2 protein-coding genes (1 of these 2 cut by a window edge) are annotated in these 20,067 nt (G+C 73.6%); both read right to left on the bottom strand.

Features of this window, described 5'->3' with window-relative positions; all coding sequences use genetic code 11:
• Window positions 1-3 precede the first annotated feature (3 nt).
• Complete coding sequence (locus HNR67_RS44675; RefSeq protein WP_246492569.1) at window positions 4-14,124, bottom strand: type I polyketide synthase; 14,121 nt, start codon at window positions 14,122-14,124, stop codon at window positions 4-6.
• Window positions 14,121-20,067 carry the final stretch of a type I polyketide synthase gene (locus HNR67_RS44670; protein WP_246492568.1) on the bottom strand. The gene runs 23,399 nt beyond the window's last position, so only the last 5,947 of its 29,346 coding nucleotides appear in the window; the start codon falls outside the window, past its right edge; it ends in the stop codon at window positions 14,121-14,123. The genes HNR67_RS44675 and HNR67_RS44670 overlap by 4 nt, the downstream gene beginning before the upstream one ends.

The following is a 20,067-nucleotide window of genomic DNA, read 5'->3' as shown; positions in this document are numbered from 1 at the left end:
CGGTCATGAGATCCCGAACTCCTCGCTGATGAACTCGAACATCTCCTGGTCCGAGGCCGCGTCCAGCCGCTCGGTGGCCAGGTCGTTGTCTCCCTTGGCGTTCCACTGCCCGATCAGCTCGCGCAGCCGGGCGCCGATGGCGCGGTGCGCGGTCTCGTCCACGCTGGTCGCGGCCAGGGTCGCGGCGAGCCGGTCGAGTTCGGCCTGGACCGATGGCCCCTGTCCGCCCTCGCCGAAGAGTTCCGCGGCCAGTTGTCCGGCCAGGGCTTCCGGGTTGGGGTGGTCGAAGACCAGGGTCGCGGGCAGTCGCAGGCCGGTGGCGCTGTCCAGGCTGTTGCGCAGTTCGACCGCGGTCATCGAGTCGAAGCCCAGTTCCTGGAAGGCCCGGCCGGGTGGCACGGCCTGTTCGTCACGCAGGCCGAGCACGGCGGCGGTGTTGCGCCGCACCAGATCCAGGAGTCGCTGCCGCCGGGTGAGCGGGTCGAGTCCGGCGAGGTCGCGGACCAGGTCCTCGGCCGCGCCGGTGGCTGGGGCGAGCCTGAGCACCTCGGGCAGGGACTCGATCAGCGGGCTGGGCCGCATCAGGTTGAACAGCGGCGCGATCCGGGGCCAGTCGATGTCGGCCACCATCAGCGCGGGCTCGGTCCGGCCCAGTGCCCGGCCGAGTGCGGCCAGGGCCAGGCCCGGTGGCAGCGCGAGCAGGCCGCGGCGGCCGAGTGGCTGGCCGTCCTCGCCGGTGAGCACGTGTTCGGCCATGCCGCCACCGGCCCACGGTCCCCAGGCCACGGTGGTGGCGGGCAGGCCGTCGGCGTGTCGGCGGGCGGCGAGGGCGTCCAGGGCGGCGTTGGCGGCGGCGTAGTTGCCCTGGCCAGGCGAGCCGAGCACGCCCGCGATCGAGGAGAAGGTGACGAACGCGGTCAGTTCGCGCTCCCTGGTCAGCTCGTCCAGGTGCAGTGCGCCGAGCACCTTGGCCCGCAGCACCCGGTCGAACCGCTCGGTGTCGAGGGAGCCGAGCACGCCGTCGTCGAGCAGTCCGGCGATGTGGAAGACCGCGGTCACCGGGTGCGCGGCGAGCAGTGCGGACACCGCGTCCCGGTCGGCGACATCGCAGGCGAGCACGGTGGCCTTGGCGCCGAGTTCGGCGAGTTCGGCGCACAGTTCCTGGGCGCCGGGTGCGTCCGGGCCCTGGAGGTTGGCCAGCAACAGTTCCCGGGCACCCGCATTGGCCAGCCAGCGGGCCAGGTGTTTGCCGAGCGCGCCGGTGCCGCCGGTGACCAGCACCGCGCCATCGCCGGGCGTCCAGACCGCGGCGGGCCGGGGCGGGGCGTGTTCGAGGCGGCGGGCGTGGCCGCCAGTGGCGCGCAGGGCGACCTGATCTTCACCGGGCAGGGCGCCGCCGAGCACCGCCGCGACCTGGGCCAGGGTGTCCTGGTCCGGGTTGGCAGGCAGGTCGAGCAGGCCGCCCCAGTCCTGCGGGTACTCCAGTCCGACCACCCGGCCGAGGCCCCAGAGCTGGGCCTGCGCGGGATCGGCGGACTCACCCTCCACTGTGGACACTGCCTGGCCGGTGAGGCACCACAGCGGTCCGTGGCCCGCTCCGGCGAGGGCCTGGACCAGGGTGATGGTGGCGTCCAGTCCCCGGGAGACGGCGGTGGCGCCGGGCTTGGTGCGTTCGTCGAAGGCGAGCAGGGACAGGATTCCGGCGAGTGGACCGGTTTCGTGGAGTCGGGCTGCCAGGTCGGTGTCCTGGTCGAGTTCCAGCCAGACCGGTTCCGCGCCCTGCGCCTGCAGTGCGGTGCGCAGTTCGGCCGCCCATGGGAGGTCGATTCCGGCGGGTGCGGCCACGAGCCAGGTGCCGGTGAGGGAGCCGCCGGTGACCGGGCCGAGGGGCTGCCAGGTGATGCGGTACAGGCAGTCGTCGACCCGGGAGTCCTCGGCGTGGCGGCGGCGCCAGGCGGAGAGTTTGGGCAGCACCACGCCCAGTGCGGGTGCCTCGACGTCGAGCTGGGCGGCCAGCGAGCCGAGGTCGCCCTGCTCGACCAGGTCCCAGAACGCGGTGTCCGCCTGCTGCGGTGGTTCCAGGTCCACCCAGTAGCGCTCGCGCTGGAAGGCGTAGGTGGGCAGCGGTACCCGGCGCGCGCCGCGTCCGGCGAAGAAGGCGGCCCAGTCCACCGGGACCCCGGCGATGTGCAGCCGGGCCAGGGCGGTCAGCAGGGTGCGCGGCTCGTCCCGGTCCCGGCGGGCGGTGGCCGCGACCACCGGGGGCTGGTCCAGGCAGTCCTCGACCATGGCGGCGAGCACCGCGTCCGGGCCGACCTCCAGGAACCGGGTCACGCCCTGCTCGGCCAGTCCGCGCACCGCGTCGGCGAACCGGACGGCCTCCCGGACGTGCCGCACCCAGTACTCCGGCGTGGCCGGGTCACCCTCCACAGTGGACACGATGGGAATCCGTGGCTGGGCGAAGGAGAGTTCGGCGACCACGGTCCGGAACTCGTCGAGCATCGGGTCCATCAGCGGGGAGTGGAAGGCGTGCGAGACCCGCAACTGCTTGGTCTTGTGTCCGCGCTCGGCCAGGGTTTCGGCGATGGCCAGCACCTCGGCCTCGGCGCCGGAGAGCACCACGGAGTCCGGGCCGTTCACCGCGGCCACCGCGGCAAGTCCGGTCAGCAGTGGCTCGATCTCGGCCAGTGGCGCGCGCACCGACACCATCACGCCACCGGTGGGCAGCGCCTGCATCAGGCGGCCGCGGGCGGTGATCAGCCTGGCCGCGTGCGGCAGGGACAGGATCCCGGACACGTGCGCGGCGGCGACCTCGCCGATGGAGTGCCCGGCCAGCAGATCCGGGCGCACGCCCCAACTCTCCAGGAGCCGGAACAACGCGACCTCGACGGCGAACAGCGCGGGCTGGGTGAACTCGGTCTGTCCCAAGCGGTCCGCGTCCGACCAGAGCACCGTGCGCAGCTCGGGATCCAGTTCGGCGCAGACCTGGTCGAAGGTGGCGGCGAACACCGGGAAGGTCTGGTACAGCTCCTGGCCCATGCCGAGGCGTTGCGCGCCCTGGCCGGAGAACAGGAAGGCCAGCTTGCCCGGTCGTACCTCACCCAGCAGCACGTTCGCGGCGGCCTCCCTGCCAGCCAGCGCGCTGAGTCCGGACCGGAACTCGGCCGGGTCGGCGCCCAGCACCACGCCCCGCCAGGACAGTGCGGCCCGGCCGGTGGCCAGCGAGTACCCGGCCGACACCACATCGTCGTCCACAGTGGACAGCAACCGGTCGGCCTGGGCGCGCAGGGCGTCCTCGGTGGCGCCCGAGATCACCCACGGCACCAGTGCCGGGGCGGCCGGTGTCGGTTCGGTGGCCGCGGGCGGCTGTTCGATGATCACGTGTGCGTTGGTGCCGCTGATGCCGAAGGAGGACACCCCGGCCCGGCGCGGACGGCCGTTCTCCGGCCAGTCCACCGCCTTGGTGAGCAGTTCCACCGAGCCCGCGGACCAGTCCACGTGCGGGGAGGGTTCCTCGGCGTGCAGGGTGGGCGGCAACTGGTTGTGCCGCAGGGCCTGTACCACCTTGATGATCCCGGCGGCCCCGGCCGCGGCCTGGGTGTGGCCGAGGTTGGACTTGATCGACCCCAGTCGCAGCGGGGTGTCCCGGTCCTGCCCGTAGGCGGCCAGCAGGGCCTGCGCCTCGATCGGATCGCCCAGCACGGTGCCGGTGCCGTGCGCCTCGACCAGGTCCACATCGGACGGTCGCAGGCCCGCGTTGGCCAGTGCCTGCCGGATGACCCGTTGCTGGGCCGGGCCGTTGGGGGCGGTGAGGCCGTTGGACGCGCCGTCCTGGTTGACCGCGGTGCCCTTGACAATGGCCAGCACCGGGTGCCCGTTGCGGACGGCGTCGGAAAGCCGTTCCACCAGCAGCACACCGGCGCCCTCGGACCAGCCGGTGCCGTCCGCACCCGCGCCGAAGGGTTTGCAGCGGCCGTCGGCGGCGAGTCCGCGCTGGCGGCTGAACTCCAGGTAGAGGCTGGGGGTGGACATCACGGTGACGCCACCGGCCAGCGCCAGGTCGCATTCGCCGGACCGCAGGGCCTGCACGGCCAGGTGCAGGGTGACCAGCGAGGAGGAGCAGGCGGTGTCCACGGTGAGCGCGGGGCCGGACAGGCCAAGGGTGTAGGCGATCCGGCCGGAGGCCACGCTGCCGGAGTTGCCGGTGCCGAGGTAGCCCTCCAGGCCGTCGGGCACGGTGATCATCCGGCTGCCGTAGTCGTGGTACATCACGCCGGTGAACACGCCGGTCTGACTGCCGTGCAAGGACTTCGGGTCGATGCCGGCGTGCTCGACCGCCTCCCAGGAGGTCTCCAGCATCAGTCGTTGCTGCGGGTCCATGGCGAGGGCCTCGCGCGGGTTGATGCCGAAGAAGGCGGCGTCGAACTCGGCGGCCTGGTGCAGGAATCCGCCCTCGCGGGTGTAGGTGCGGCCGGGCAGGCCGGGTTCGGGGTCGTAGATGCGGGCCACGTCCCAGCCGCGGTCCTCCGGGAACCGGGAGATCGCGTCCTCGCCCGCGGCGACCAGTCGCCACAGGTCATCGGGTGAACCCACCCCGCCCGGGTAGCGGCAGGCCATGCCGATGATGGCGATCGGCTCGGTGTCGGCCGCCCGGATCCGGCGGACCGGGGTGACCGGATCCTCTTGTCCGCCAAGGAGTTCGACGAAGAGGTGTTCGGCGAGGGCCAGCGGGGTCGGGTAGTCGAAGACCAGGGTGGCCGGCAGCAGCAGGCCGGTGCGGGTGGTCAGGCCGTTGCGCAGTTCGACCGCGGTGAGCGAGTCGAAGCCGAGGTCGCTGAAGGCGCTGGCGGGGGCGATGGCCGCGTTGCCGCCGTGGCCGAGTACCAGGGCGATCTGGCGGCTGACCAGGTCCAGCAGTTCCTCCCTTGCGGTGGCCTCGGGCAGGGTGCGCAGCCGGGCGCGCAGGGTGGCGGTGTCCGCGCTGCTCTGCTGGGCCTTGCGGCGGACCCGGATCAGCCGGTGCAGCAACGGCGGCAGCATCCCGGCGGTGGCCAGCGGTCGCAGTGCGGCCAGGTTGAGCCGGGTGGTGACCAGGGCGGGCAGTGGCAGGCGCAGGGCGGTGTCGAACAGGGTCAGTGCCTCGGCGTTGGTCAGTGGCGCGATGCCGTCCCTGGTCAGCCGGGTGCCGTCCAGGTCACCACTCATGCCACCGGCCTCGGCCCACCAGCCCCAGGCCAGGGACTGGGCGGGCAGGCCAGCGGCGTGCCGGTGTTCGGCGAGGGCGTCCAGGAAGACGTTCGCGGCGGCGTAGTTGCCCTGGCCGGGCCCGCCCATGGCGCCCGCGGCCGAGGAGAACAGCACGAACATGGACAGGTCGAGGTCGCGGGTCAGCTCGTGCAGGTGCCAGGCCGCGTCGGCCTTGGGGCGCAACACGGTGTCCAGGCGTTCCGGGGTGAGCGAGCCGATCACGCCGTCGTCGAGCACCCCGGCGGCGTGCACCACGCCGGTGAGCGGGTGCGCCGGGTCGATCGAGTCGATCAGCCCAGCCAGCGCGGCGCGGTCGGCCACATCGCAGGCCACGATCCGCACCTCGGCGTCCAGTGTGGACAGTGCGGCCGCGCCGGGCGCGTCCGGGCCGCGGCGGCTGGCCAGCACCAGGTGCTTGACCCCGTGCACGGCGACCAGGTGCCGGACCAGCTCGGCGCCCACGCCGCCGGTGCCGCCGGTGACCAGCACGGTGCCGTGCCGGGCCGGGGTTTCCGGTTCGGCCGGCGCCGGGACCCTGGTGAGCCGGGGTGCGTACAGGGCGCCGGAGCGGACCGCGAGCTGGGGTTCGCTGACGGTGTGCGCGCCGGGCAGGGCCGCGGTGTCGTCGGCGTCGATGAGCAGGAAGCGTCCGGGGTTCTCCGCCTGCGCGGAGCGGACCAGGCCCCAGACCGCGGCCCCGGCCAGGTCGGAAACCCCTTCTCCGGCAACGGAGATCGCGCCCTGGGTGTGCACGACCAGGCGGGCGGCGGCGAAGCGGTCCTCGGCGAGCCAGTCGCGCAGCACGCCGAGCACGCGACCGGTGGCGGCGCGCACCGCGGTCGGCACGTCGGCGTCCGGGTCGGTGGTGCAGGGCAGCACCACCACGTCCGGGATGTCGGTGAGTTCGGCCAGACCGTGCTCGCCCAGCCAGACCGCGGTGACCGGGGCGGGTTCCGGTCCGGAGACCTCGGTCCAGTCGATCCGGAACAACGAGTCGTGCACGCCGCCCCGGCCCAGTGCGAGGTGTTCGGCCGAGACCGGCCGGGAGACCAGGGCCTCGATGGAGGCGACCTGGGCGCCGCCGGGGTCGGCCACGGTCAGCGACACGGTGTCCTCGGCGGGCCGGGACAGCCGGACCCGCAGCGCGGTCGCGCCGGTGGCGTGCAGGCGCACCCCGCGCCAGGCGAAGGGCAGTTGCGCGCGTTCGGCTCCCCCGGTCAGCGCGGCGCTCTGCAGGGCCGCGTCGAGCAGGGCGGGGTGCAGGCCGAAGCCAGCAGGGTTGGCCGCCTCAGGCAGTTCGACCTCGGCGAAGACCTCGGTGTCCCGTCGCCAGACCGCACGCAGGCCGCGGAAGGCGGGGCCGTAGCCGAAGCCGCCCTCGGCGAACCGGTCGTAGAGCCCGTCCAGGGACACCGGTTCGGCGTCGGCCGGTGGCCAGTCCGCCTCGGGCGCGGGGGTGGTGGTGTCGGTGGTGAGCAGGCCGCGGGCGTGGCAGGTCCAGGCGTCCGCGGTCACGGCGCGTTCCGGGCGCGAGTACACGCTCAGCGCGCGTCGGCCGTCCTCCAGTGCGGACACCGCCACCTGGAGTTGCACGGCGCCGCGTTCGGGCAGGACCAGCGGGGATTCCAGGGTGAGTTCGGCCAGGGCCGGGCAGTCCACCCGCTCGCCCGCGTGCAGGGCCAGTTCGACGAAACCGGTGCCGGGGAACAGGATGCTCTCGCCGACCACGTGGTCGGCCAGCCAGGGCTGGGTGTCCACCGAGACCCTGCCGGTGAGCACCAGTCCGCCGGAGTCGGGCAGCGCGACCGCCGCGCCGAGCAGCGGGTGCTCGGCCGACTCCACGCCGAAGCCCGCGGCGTCGCCTGCGGGTGCGCCCGCGGCGGGCCAGAACCTGGTGCGCTGGAAGGCGTAGGTGGGCAGCTGGACCCGCCGCGCGCCGCGACCGGCGAACACCGCGGTCCAGTCCACCGGCAGTCCGGCCACGTGCAGGCCGCCGAGGGCGGCGAGCAGCGCGCGCGGCTCGTCCCGGTCGGTGCGCAGTCCGGGCACCACGGTCTCGCCCGCGGTGAGGTTTTCCTGGGCCAGTGCGGTGAGGGTGCCGCCCGGTCCGACCTCCAGGTAGGCGGTGACGCCCTCAGCGGCCAGTCGCTGAATGCCGTCGGCGAACGACACCGGCTCGCGCACCTGCCGCACCCAGTACTCCGCCGTCGCCGGATCGCCATCCACAGTGGACACGATCGGGATTTCCGGCTGAGTGAAGGACAAGCCTTCGACCACAGTCCGGAACTCGTCGAGCATCGGGTCCATCAGCGGGGAGTGGAAGGCGTGCGAGACCCGCAGCCGCTTGGTCTTGATGCCCTGTGCGGTCAGGGTTTCCGCGATGGCCAGGACCTCGGCTTCGGCGCCGGAGATCACCACGGACTCCGGCCCGTTCACGGCGGCCACGCTGACCAGGTCGGTGAGCAGCGGCTCGACCACGTCCAGCCCGGCCCGCACCGACACCATCACGCCACCCTCGGGCAGCGCCTGCATCAACCGGCCGCGCGCGGTAACCAGACGGCAGGCATCCGCCAGCGAGAACACCCCGGCCACGTGCGCGGCGGCGATCTCGCCAATGGAGTGGCCGAGCACGAAGTCCGGGTGCAGCTGCCAGCTTTCCATCAACCGGAACAGTGCGACCTCGACGGCGAACAGCGCGGGCTGGGTGAACTCGGTCTGCCCCAGGCGTTCCGCGTCCGACCAGATCACCGTGCGCAGCTCGGGGTCCAGCTCAGCGCACACCGCGTCGAACGCCTCGGCGAAGGCCGGGTACGCGTCATACAGCTCGCGACCCATGCCGAGTCGCTGCGCGCCCTGGCCGGAGAACAGGAAGGCCAGTCGTCCGGCGACCGGGCTGGCCGCGGCCTCGCCGGTGACTGTGCTCAGGGCCTGGTCCAGCTCGGCCCGGTCCGCGCCGACCAGCACCGCGCGGTGCTCGAACGCCGAGCGGGTGGTGGCCAGCGAGTAGCCGATGTCCGCCGGGTCCAGTTCGGGCCGCTCGGCCAGGAACTCGGCCAGCTGCCCGGCCTGGGCACGCAGGGCTTCGGGGGTCCGGCCGGAGAGCAGCCACGGGGTGACGCCCGGCTGCGTGACGTGTTCGGTGACCGGGACGGCGGGCGGCTGCTCGATGATCACGTGCGCGTTGGTGCCGCTGATGCCGAAGGAGGACACCCCGGCCCGGCGCGGGTGGCCGTTCTCGGGCCAGGCCACCGGTTCGGTGAGCAGGGAGACCGATCCGGCGGACCAGTCCACGTGCGGGGAGGGTTCGGTGACGTGCAGGGTGCGTGGCAACAGGTTGTGCCGCAGGGCGAGGATCATCTTCATCACGCCCGCGACCCCGGCCGCGCCCTGGGTGTGCCCGAGGTTGGACTTGAGCGAACCCAGCCACAGCGGGGTGTCCCGGTCCTGGCCGTAGGCGGCGAGCACCGCGGATGCCTCGATCGGGTCACCCAGGACAGTGCCGGTGCCGTGGGCTTCGACCGCGTCCACTTCGGACGGTCGCAGGCCGGCGTTGGCCAGTGCCTGCCGGATCACCCGCTGCTGGGCCAGCCCGTTCGGCGCGGTGAGTCCGTTGGACGCGCCGTCCTGGTTGACCGCACTCCCCCGCAGTACCGCCAGGACTTCGTGCCCGTTGCGTTGTGCGTCGGAGAGTCGTTCCACCAGCAGCACGCCCGCGCCCTCGCCAAGGCCGGTGCCGTCCGCCTCGGCGGCGAAGGCCTTGCAGCGGCCGTCGGCGGAGAGGCCGCGCTGGCTGCTGAACTGGACGAACATGCCGGGGGTGGCCATCACGGTGACGCCACCGGCCAGCGCGAGATCGCATTCGCCGGAGCGCAGGGCCTGGGCGGCCAGGTGCAGGGCGACCAGGGAGGCCGAGCAGGCGGTGTCGATGGTGACCGCGGGGCCTTCCAGGCCGAGGGTGTAGGCCACCCGGCCGGAGAGCACGCTGGCCGCGCTGCCGGTGCCCACATAGCCCGCGTCGGCGTCCGGGGCCTGGTAGGCGCCGGTGGCGTAGTCCTGGGCGTTGGTGCCGACGAACACCCCGGTCGCACTGCCCGGCAACGACTTCGGGTCGATCCCGGCCCGCTCGAACACCTCCCAGGAGGTCTCCAGCAGCAGCCGCTGCTGCGGGTCCATCGCAGCGGCCTCGCGCGGGTTGACGCCGAAGAAGGCGGCGTCGAATTCCGGGGCCTGGTAGAGGAATCCGCCCTGCTGGGTGGCTGAGCCGCCGTCGGCGAGGGCGGCCAGGTCCCAGCCGCGGTCGGCCGGGAAGCCGGAGATCGCGTCCCGGCCCTCGGCGAGCAGCTGCCAGAGCTGTTCCGGGGCGGTGATGCCGCCGGGCAGGCGGCAGGCCATGCCGACGATCGCGATCGGGTCGCCGGAGTCCACCGCGGCCCGAACCGGTGCGGTCGCGGTGGCGGGTTCGCGCAGCAGTTCAGCCCGCAGGTGGGTGGCCAGCGCGGTGGCGGTGGGATGGTCGAAGACCAGGGTGGTGGGCAGCCGCAGGCCGGTGGCGGCGGCGAGCCGGTTGCGCAGGTCGACCGCGGTCAGCGATTCGAAGCCGAGTTCCTTGAACTGCCGGTCCGGGGCGATCCCGGCACTGCCCTGGTGGCCGAGGGCGGCGGCGACCTCGGTGCGCACCAGCTCCAGCAGCACCCGGTGCTGTTCGGCCGCGGCCAGTCCGGAAAGCCGTTGGCGCAGCGCGGATCCGCCACCCTCGGCTGCTGCCTCGGCGAGTCGCCGGACCTCGGGGATGGCCGCGATGAGTGGGCTGGGGCGGGCCACGGTGAACACCGGCGCGAACCGGGCCCAGTCCAGGTCGGCCACGGTCGGGTTGATCTCGTCGCGGTCCAGGACCTGGCGCAGTGCGGTGAAGGCGACCTCGGCGCTGAGCACGTTGACCCCGTGCCCGCGCACCCGTTCCCCGGCGGCAGAAGCGTTCCCGCCGGGCTGCCAGAGGCCCCAGGACACCGCGGTGGCCCTGATCCCGCGCTGACGCAGGGTGCCGGCGAAGGCGTCCACGTAGGCGCTGGTGGCGGCCATCGCGGCGTGTTCGGCGCTGCCCCAGATGCCGACGATGGAGGAGAAGCACAGCACCGCGTCCAGGTCGGGCAGTTCGTCCAGGCAGGCCAGGCTGTCGGCGGTGGCGCCGACCACCTCGGCGAGCCGCTCGGGGGTCAGCTCGGCCAGGGGGGTGAGGTCCAGCCGGAGCACGTCGTGCACCACCGCGCGCACCGGGCCGTGTTCGGCGACCAGTGCGGCCAGGGTTTCCCGGTCGGCGGGGGCGGGCAGGGTGACCGGCCGCGCGCCCTGGTCGGTGAGCCAGGCGGCGATGGCCGCGCCCTTGTCCGGATCACTCGCGCAGACCAGCACGGTACCGGTGGGCCGCCAGGCGTCCGGGTTGACCGGGCCGGTGGTGGCGCGGACCAGCCTGCGCAGGAACATCCCGCCCGGCCGGAGCGCGATCTGATCCTCACCATCCACTGTGGACAGTGCGGCGGCGAGCAGGCGATCGGTGTCCTCGGCAGGCAGGTCGATCAGGCCGCCCCAGCGGCGGGGTTCCTCCACCGCGGCGACCCGGCCGAGGCCCCAGACCTGGGCGGCCACCGGGTCGGCGGTCTCCTCGGCGGAGACGGCGACCGCGTTGCGGGTCAGGCACCACAGCGGGGTGTCGATCCCGGCGTCGGCCAGGGCCTGGAACAGGCTGAGGGTGCCAGCCGCTCCGGCACCCAGCGACAGCACCCCGGTGTAGGACTGCTCGGTGTGCGGGCGCAGCAGGTCGGCCAGGGTCGCGCGGTCGGCGGCGGGCTCGACCTCGATCCGGCTGACGGTGGCGCCGAAGGGTTCCAGGTCCACGGACTGCCCGGCGGGGGCGAGCAGCAGCCAGGTGCCGGTGAGCGCGGGTTCGGCCGGTTCGGCGCGCTGCCAGTCGATCCGGTAACGCAGGCCGTCGGCGAGCTGGTCCTCGCGGCGGCGACGGCGCCAGGCGGAGAGCATGGGCACCAGCTGGTGCAGGGACTCGTCCTCGGCCACGCCGAGGGTGCCTGCCAGTTCGGTGAGGTCGGCGCGTTCCACCGCACGCCAGAACTTCTCGTCCACCGGGTCGGATCCCGCCGGCAGGCCGGTGTTGTCCAGCCAGTAGCGCTGCCGCTGGAAGGCCGCGGTGGGCAGGTCCACCGGCCGCACCTGGCCGTACCGCGCGGCGAGGTCGACCGGCACGCCCTGGGTCCAGGCTTCGGCGAGCGCGCTGAGCATCCGGCGCGGGCCGCCGTCCTCGCGGCGCAGCGAGCCGACCACCACGGCCTCGGCGCCGAAGTCCTCGGCGGTGGCGGCGACCGCGGTGGTCAGCACCGGGTGCGCGCCCAGTTCGATGAACACGCCGTGCCCGTCGGCGAGCAGGGCACGCAAGGTGTCCCGCACGGCCATCGGCCTGCGGGCGTTCTCGAACCAGTACCCGGCGTCCAGTGCCGAGCCGTCCAGGGGTCCGGCGGTGACGGTGGAGTAGAAGGCGATCTCGCCGTCGGTGGGCTGGACCGGGGACAGCGCGTCGAGCAGGTGGGCCCGCAGCGGGTCGACCTGGTCGGTGTGCGAGGCGACCGTGTCCGGCACGATCCGGGCCCGCACGTCCTCCCGGACGCAGTCCTCGACGAACCGGGTCAGCAGCCCGGTTTCCCCGGCCACCGCGACCGCGCGCGGCCCGTTGACCCCGGCCAGCACCAGTCCCGGGTAGCCGGTCAGCCGCTGCCGGACCTCCTCGGCGGTGAGCGCGACCGAGGCGACCATGCCGTTGCCGACCAGCTCGTCGGCGAACAACTGGCTGCGCAGCGCGATGATCCGGGCGCCGTCGCTGAGCGAGAGCGCACCGGCCACGCAGGCCGCGGCCACCTCGCCCTGGCTGCTGCCGATTACCGCGGCCGGGTGCACGCCGTGTGCCCGCCACACCGCGGCCAGCGACACCATGACCGACCACAGCAGCGGTTGCAGCACCTCGATCCGGCGCATGGCAACGGGATCGGCGAGCATCGGGCGCGGATCCCAGTCCAGGAACGGTTCCAGCGCGGTGAAGCACTCGGCCATCCTGGCCGCGAACACCGGGTCGGCGGCCATCAGCTCGACCGCCATCCCGGCCCACTGCCCGCCCTGACCGGGGAAGACGAAGACGATCTGACCGGGTTTGGCCACCCGGCCCTGCACGGCCTCGGCGGTCGGACGGCCGACGGCGAGTCCGGCCAGCTCCTCCCGCAGTTCGGCCCGGTCCGCGCCGAGCAGCACCGCCCGCTGTTCCAGGGCGGCCCGGCTACGCAGCAACGCGTGCCCGATCTCGGCGGCGCCGAGGTCCGGCGTTGTGTCCACAGTGGACAGAAGTCGGGCGGCCTGGGCACGCAGTCCGGCCGGGTTCTTGGCCGAGAGCACCCAGGGCAGCAGGCCGTGCTGTGGCACTGATTCCGGTTCGGTGACCGGTGGCGCGGCTTCGAGGATGAGGTGCGCGTTGGTGCCGCTGATGCCGAAGGAGGACACCCCGGCGCGGCGCGGCCGGTCGCCCTCGGCCCAGTCCACCGCCGAGGTGAGCAGCTCGACCTTGCCCGTGCTCCAGTCCACGTGCGGGGTCGGCGCGTCCACGTGCAGGGTGCGCGGCAACCGGTTGTGCTGCAACGCCAGCACCATCTTCATCACCCCGGCCGCACCGGCGGCGGCCTGGGTGTGCCCGATGTTCGACTTCACCGAACCCAGCCACAGCGGGGTGTCCCGGTCCTGCCCGTAGGTGGCCAGCAGGGCTTGGGCCTCAATGGGATCGCCCAGTGCGGTGCCGGTGCCGTGCGCCTCGACGACGTCCACTTCGGACGGTCGCAGGCCCGCGTTGGCCAGTGCCGCCCTGATCACCCGTTGCTGGGACGGCCCGTTCGGCGCGGTGAGGCCGTTGGACGCGCCGTCCTGGTTGACCGCACTCCCCCGCAGCACGGCCAGGATCGGGTAACCCAGGCGTCGCGCGTCGGAGAGCCTGGCCACCGCGAGCACGCCCGCGCCCTCGGCCCAGCCCGCCCCGTCCGCGGCGGCGGCGAATGCCTTGCTGCGGCCGTCCTTGGCCAGCGCGTCACCCCGGGACAGCTCGATGAACACGCCGGGGGTGGACAGCACGGTGACGCCACCGGCCAGCGCCAGATCGCATTCCCCGTTGCGCAACGCCTGCACAGCCAGGTGCAACGCCACCAGCGAGGAGGAACACGCGGTGTCGACGGTGACCGCCGGGCCCTCCAGGCCGAGGGTGTAGCTGACCCGGCCGGAGAGCACCGCGGCCGAGTTGCCGGTGATCAGGTGGCCTTCGACCGCCTCGGGCAGCTCGTGCAGACCGGTGGCGTAGTCGTGGCTGCTGCACCCGGCGAACACCCCGGTCCGGCTACCGCGCAGGGAGGTCGGGTCCAGCCGGGCGCGTTCCAGTGCCTCCCAGGAGATCTCCAGGAACAGCCGCTGCTGCGGGTCCATGGCCAGGGCTTCCCGCGGGGAGATGCCGAAGAAAGCCGGGTCGAACTCGGCTGCCTCCAACAGGAATCCGCCCTCGCGGACGTAGCTGGTGCCGGAGTTGTCCGGGTCCGGGTCGAACAGCGCGTCCAGGTCCCAGCCGCGGTCGCCGGGGAAGCCGGAGATGGCGTCGCCGTCCGCGGACAGCAGCCGCCACAGCTCGGCTGGGGAGCTGATGCCGCCCGGGTACCGGCAGCCCATGCCGATGATGGCGACCGGTTCGGTGCTCGCGGCGACCAGCGCCTCGTTGACCTGGCGGAGCCGCTCGACCTCCTTGAGCGAGGACCGCAGCGCTTCGACGAACTCCTTGGGTGGCGTGCTCATGACTCTCCCATCGCCAGGCGCAGCAGGCTTTCCGCGTCCATGTCATCGATCGAGGGCGCGCCGTTCGCGCCCGCCGGTGCGGTGTCGCTCTCGCCTGCCAGCCCGGCCAGGACGGTGAGCAGTCCGGCCTGACGCAGGCGGCTGACCGGGATGGCCGCGAGCAGGCGGCGGACCTCGGTCTCCTCGGTGTCCGGGTGGTGCCCGTTGGTGTCCGGGGCCAGCACGGTGTGCAGGTGCGCGGCCAGGGCGGCCGCGGTGGGGTGGTCGAAGACCAGCGTGGCCGGCAGTCGTTGACCGGTGGCGGCAGCGAGGCCGTTGCGTAGTTCCACCGCGCTCAGCGAGTCGAAGCCGAGGTCGGTGAAGGCGCGTTCCGGGTCGACCGCGTGCCCGCCGGAGTGGCCGAGCACCGCGGCGACCTGCCCACGCACCAGTTCCACCAGCACCGCCAGCGCCTCGGCCGGGGCCCGCCCGGCCAGTCGCCGCCGCAGGGCCGCCGCGCCGCCGCCGCGCTGGGCGGTGCGCCGGGTGCGGACCAGGCCGCGCAGCAGGGCGGGCAGGTGTTCACGCGTACGGAGTCCGGCCAGGTCGAGCCGCAGCGGGACCGGGGCCGGGGTGGCCAGGGTGAGCGAGCGGTCGAACAGCGCGAGGGCGTCCGGGGTGGCCAGTGGGCGCACGCCGTCCTTCGGGTTCCGGCCGCCCATGCCGCCGGTTTCCGCCCACAGGCCCCAGGCCAGGGAGTGGGCGGGCAGGCCGGTGGCACGGCGGTGGGCGGCGAGACCGTCCAGGAAGGCGTTGGCCGCGGCGTAGTTGGCCTGGCCCGGCGCACCGGTGACCCCGGCGGCCGAGGAGAACAGCACGAACGCGGTCAGGTCCAGCTCGCGGGTCAGTTCGTGCAGGTGCCAGGCGGCATCGGCCTTGGCCCGCAACACGGTGTCCAGCCGCTCGGGGGTCAGCGACTCGACCACGCCGTCGTCCAGGACGCCCGCGGTGTGCACGATCGCGGTGACCGGGTGGTCGGCGAGCAGTCCGGCCAGGGCGTCCCGGTCGGTGACATCGCAGGCCACGACGGTGACCTCGGCGTCCAGCTCGGCCACCAGTTCGGCCGCGCCCGGTGCGTCGGAGCCGCGTCGGCTGGCCAGGACCAGTTGCCTGGCCCCGTGTTCGGCGACCAGATGGCGGGCGACCAAAGCGCCCAGTGCGCCGGTGCCGCCGGTGATCAGCACGGCGCCGGTGTCCCAGCGCGGTGACTCGACGCCGGTGGTGGTGGCGGTGATGAGCCGAGGTACCCGGATCTCGTTGTCCCGCACGGCGAGCTGGGGTTCGCCGGTGGCCAGTGCCGCCCTCGGCAGCTCGGCCGCGTCCACCAGCACGAACCGGTCCGGGTGTTCGGTCTGGGCCGAGCGGACCAGCCCCCAGACCGCGGCCCCGGCCAGGTCGCGAACCTCTTCACCGGCCACGGAGACCGCGTCCCGGGTGTGCACGACCAGCCGGGCGGCGGCGAACCGCTCGTCGGCCAGCCACTCCTGCAGCACCGCCAGCACCCGGCCGGTGGCCGCCCGCACCGCTGCGGGCACCTCGCCCGGTTCGGCGCGCACGGTCAGCACCACCGCGTCGGGGACCTCGGTGAGTTCGGCGAGACCGCCGTCGCCCAGCCAGGCCACCGACGGTTCGGCGGTCTCCTGGACGGCCAGCACCGGCCAGTCGACCTGGTACAGCGCGTCGTCCGTGGTGTTGTTGGCGGCGGCGAGTTGTTCCGGGGACACCGTGCGCAGCACCAGCGAGTCGACCTCGGCCACCGGGAGTCCGTTGTCGTCGGCCAGGTGCAGGCGCACGCCGCCGCCGTCGGGGAGCAGCCTGGCGCGCAAGGAGGTCGCGCCGGTGGCGTGCAGGCGCACGCCGGTCCAGGCGAACGGCAGGCCGGGTCCACCGGTGGATTCGCCCTGGGCGGCCAGCACGTGCAGCACCGAGTCCAGCAGGGCCGGGTGCAGGCCGAAGCGGGCGTTGGCCGAGTCGGGCAGGGCCAGTTCGGCGTACAGCTCGCCGCCGTGCCGCCAGGCCGCGCGCAGGCCGCGGAACACCGGCCCGTAGTGCAGTCCGGCCTCGGTCAGCCGGTCGTACAGCTCTTCCACCGCAAGGCTTTCCGCCCCGGCGGGCGGCCAGTCGCCGGGCACGGTCGGGGTGGTCGTCTCGGCGCTGAGCTGGCCGCGGGCGTGGCAGGTCCACGGTTCGGTGCGGGCGTGCTCGGGCCGGGAGTGCACGGTGACCGGGCGCCTGCCCTGCTCGGCCGCGCCGACCGAGACCTGCACCTGGACGCCGCCGCGGGCGGGCAGCACCAGCGGGGCCTCCAGGGTGAGTTCGGCCAGCACCGGGCTGTCCACCTGCTCACCGGCGCACAGGGCCAGTTCGACGAATCCGGTGCCGGGGAACAACACCAGCTCGCCGACCGCGTGATCGGCCAGCCAGGGCTGGGCGTCCAGGGACAGCCTGCCGGTGAGCACCGCGCCCGCGCCCTCGGGCAGCAGCACGGCCGCGCCCAGCAGCGGGTGGTCCATGGCCTGCTGGCCGATCCCGGCGGCATCCCTGGCGGCACCTGCCGCGTCCAGCCAGTAACGCTGGCGCTGGAAGGGATAGGTGGGCAGGTCAACCCGGCGGGCGTGGTGCCCGGCGAAGACCGCGGTCCAGTCCGGGGTGACTCCGGCGACGAACAACCGGCCCAGTGCCTCGGTCAGCGAGCGGGTTTCGGCCCGGTCCTTGCGCAGGCCCGGCACCAGGATCTCGTTGGCGGTCAGGGTTTCCTGGGCCATCGCGGTGAGCGCGCCACCCGGGCCGATCTCCAGGAACGCGGTGACCCCCTCGGCGGCCAGCGTGGTCACGCCGTCGGCGAACCGCACGGTCTCCCGCACGTGCCGCACCCAGTACTCCGGCGTGTCCCAATCACCATCCACAGTGGACACAACCCGGATCTCCGGTGTGCTGAATGTGATCTGTTCGACCACGGCCCGGAACTCGTCGAGCATCGGTTCCATCAGCGGCGAGTGGAAGGCGTGCGAGACCCGCAGCCGCCGGGACTTCCGGCCCAGTGCCTCGGTGATCGCCCGCACCTCGTCCTCGGCGCCGGAGAGCACCAGCGAATCCGGCCCGTTCACCGCGGCCACGCTGACCAGCCCGGTCAGCAGCGGCTCCACCTCGGCCAGTGCGGCCCGCACCGACACCATCACGCCGCCGTCGGGCAGTGCCTGCATCAACCGGCCGCGTGCCGTGACCAGGCGGCAGGCGTCGTCGAGGGAGAACACCCCGGCCACGTGCGCGGCCGCGATCTCGCCGATGGAGTGGCCGAGCACGAAGTCCGGCCGCACCCCCCAGCTCTCCAGGAGCCGGAACAACGCCACCTCGACCGCGAACAGGGCGGGCTGGGCGAACTCGGTCTCACCCAACTGCTTCTCGTCCGACCAGATGACCTCGCGCAGCCGCGGGTCCAGCTCCGCGCACACCGCGTCGAAGGCGGCGGCGAAGACCGGGTAGGTCTCGTGCAACTCCCGGCCCATGCCCAGCCGCTGCGAGCCCTGACCGGCAAACAGGAAGGCCAGTTTTCCTGTTCCCGCAACACCTTCGGCCAGTCCGGCGGCGGGTTGCCCGGCGGCCAGCGCGGCCAGCCCGGCCCGGAACTCGGCGGACTCCGCGCCGACCAGCACCGCCCGATGGGCCAGTGCCGCGCGCCCGGTGGCCAGCGAGTAGCCGACCGACACCACGTCGTCGTCCACAGTGGACAGCAGTTGCTCGGCCTGTTCGCGCAGGGCGTCCTCGGTGGCGCCGGAGAGCACCCAGGGCACCAGCGCGGGTTCGACCGGCCGGGCGGGTTCGGTCGCCGGGGCCTGTTCGATGATCACGTGTGCGTTGGTGCCGCTGATCCCGAAGGAGGACACACCCGCCCGGCGCGGATGGCCGTTCTCGGGCCAGGACACCGATTCAGTGAGCAGGGAGACCGCCCCGGCCGACCAGTCCACGTGTGCGGAGGGCTCGTCCACGTGCAGCGTGCGCGGCAACTCCTGGTTGCGCAACGCCAGCACCATCTTGATCACACCGGCGACACCCGCGGCGGCCTGGGTGTGGCCCAGGTTCGACTTGATCGAGCCCAGCCACAGCGGCTGGTCCCGGTCCTGCCCGTAGGTGGCCAGCAACGCCTGTGCCTCAATGGGATCGCCCAGGGTGGTGCCGGTGCCGTGTGCCTCGACGGCGTCCACTTCGGACGGTCGCAGCCCGGCGGCGGCCAGGGCGGCCCGGATAACCCGTTGCTGGGCGGGACCGCTGGGTGCGGTCAGGCCGTTGGACGCGCCGTCCTGGTTGACCGCGGAGCCGCGCAGCACGGCCAGGATCGGGTGACCGAGTCGCTGGGCGTCGGAGAGCCGTTCCACCAGCAGCACACCCGCGCCCTCGGACCAGCTGGTGCCGTCGGCGGCCTCGGCGAAGGACTTGCACCGCCCGTCCGGGGCCAGGCCGCGCTGCCGGGAGAACTCCACGTAGGAGTCCGGGGTGGCCAGCACGGTGACCCCACCGGCCAGTGCCAGCTCGCACTCGCCGGAGCGCAGTGCCTGCGCGGCCAGGTGCAGGGCGACCAGCGAGGAGGAACAGGCGGTGTCGACGGTGACCGCGGGGCCTTCCAGGCCGAAGGTGTAGGCGATCCGGCCGGAGGCCACACTGCCGGAGTTGCCGGTGCCGAAGTAGCCCTCGACCTCCTCGGGCACGGTCGTGATCCGGCTGCTGTAGTCGTGCGTCATCACACCGGTGAACACCCCGGTCCGGCTGCCGCGCAACGAGGACGGGTCGATCCCGGCGCGCTCGAAGCTCTCCCAGGAGGTCTCCAGCAGCAACCGCTGCTGCGGGTCCATGGCCAGCGCCTCGCGCGGGGAGATGCCGAAGAAGCCGGGGTCGAACTCGGCCGCGCCGTGCAGGAATCCGCCTTCGCGCACGTAGGTGCGGCCGGGCAGGCCGGGTTCCGGGTCGAAGATCCGTTCCACGTCCCAGCCGCGGTCGGCCGGGAAGCCGGAGATGGCGTCGGTGCCCTCGGCGACCAGTCGCCACAGCTGTTCCGGCGAACTCACCCCGCCGGGGTAGCGGCAGGCCATGCCGACGATCGCGATCGGCTCGGTACTGGCCAGTGCGGCGACCGGTTCCGGTGTGACGGGCTCCAGTGTGCCGAAGAGTTCGGTGAACAGGTGCTCGGCCAGTGCCTGCGGGGTCGGGTGGTCGAAGACCAGGGTGGCTGGCAGTCGCAACCCGGTGGCGGTGGCCAGGCCGTTGCGCAGTTCCACCGCGGTCAGCGAGTCGAAGCCGAGTTCCTGGAAGGTGCTCGCGGTCCGCACGTCCTGCCCGGAGCGGTGGCCGAGCGCGGTGGCGGTGCGGGCGGTGACCAGGTCCAGCAGTCCGGCGCGCTGGGCGGCTGCGGTGAGTCCGGCCAGTCGGCGCACGCCACTGCCTGCCCGGACGGTGGGTTCGCTGCGCTGCTGGCCGCGGCGCAGGCCACGCAGCACCGCGGGTGTCTGTCCATTGTGGATGTAGGAGCCGAGCTGGGCGGCGACCAGCACCGGATCGCCGGTGCCGGGGGCGGCGTCCAGCAGGGCCAGTGCGTGTTCGGTGGTCAGCGCCACGCCGTCGCGGGCGAGCCTGCGCCGGTCGATCTCGGCCAGGTCGCCGCTCATCCCGCCGGCTTCGGCCCACAGGCCCCAGGCCACCGACTGCGCGGACAGGCCGTTGGCGCGGCGGTACTCGGCCAGTGCGTCCAGGAAGGAGTTGGCCGCGGCGTAGTTGCCCTGGCCGGGTGCGCCGAGGGTGCCCGCGGCCGAGGAGAACAGCACGAACGCGGACAGGTCCTGGCAGCGGGTCAGCTCGTGCAGGTGCCAGGCGGCGTCCACCTTGGGCCGCAGCACGGTGTCCAGGCGTTCCGGG

The sequence above is a fragment of the Crossiella cryophila genome (assembly GCF_014204915.1).
GTDB classification, from domain to species: Bacteria; Actinomycetota; Actinomycetes; order Mycobacteriales; family Pseudonocardiaceae; genus Crossiella; species Crossiella cryophila.
The sequence above is the reverse complement of the archived record's forward strand: the minus strand, read 5'-3'. Positions and strand labels throughout refer to the sequence as shown.

Coding starts and splice junctions, on each gene's coding strand:
- HNR67_RS44675 (WP_246492569.1), bottom strand. CDS start 14,124: ATGAGCACGCCACCCAAGGAGTTCGTCGAAGCGCTGCGGTCCTCGCTC.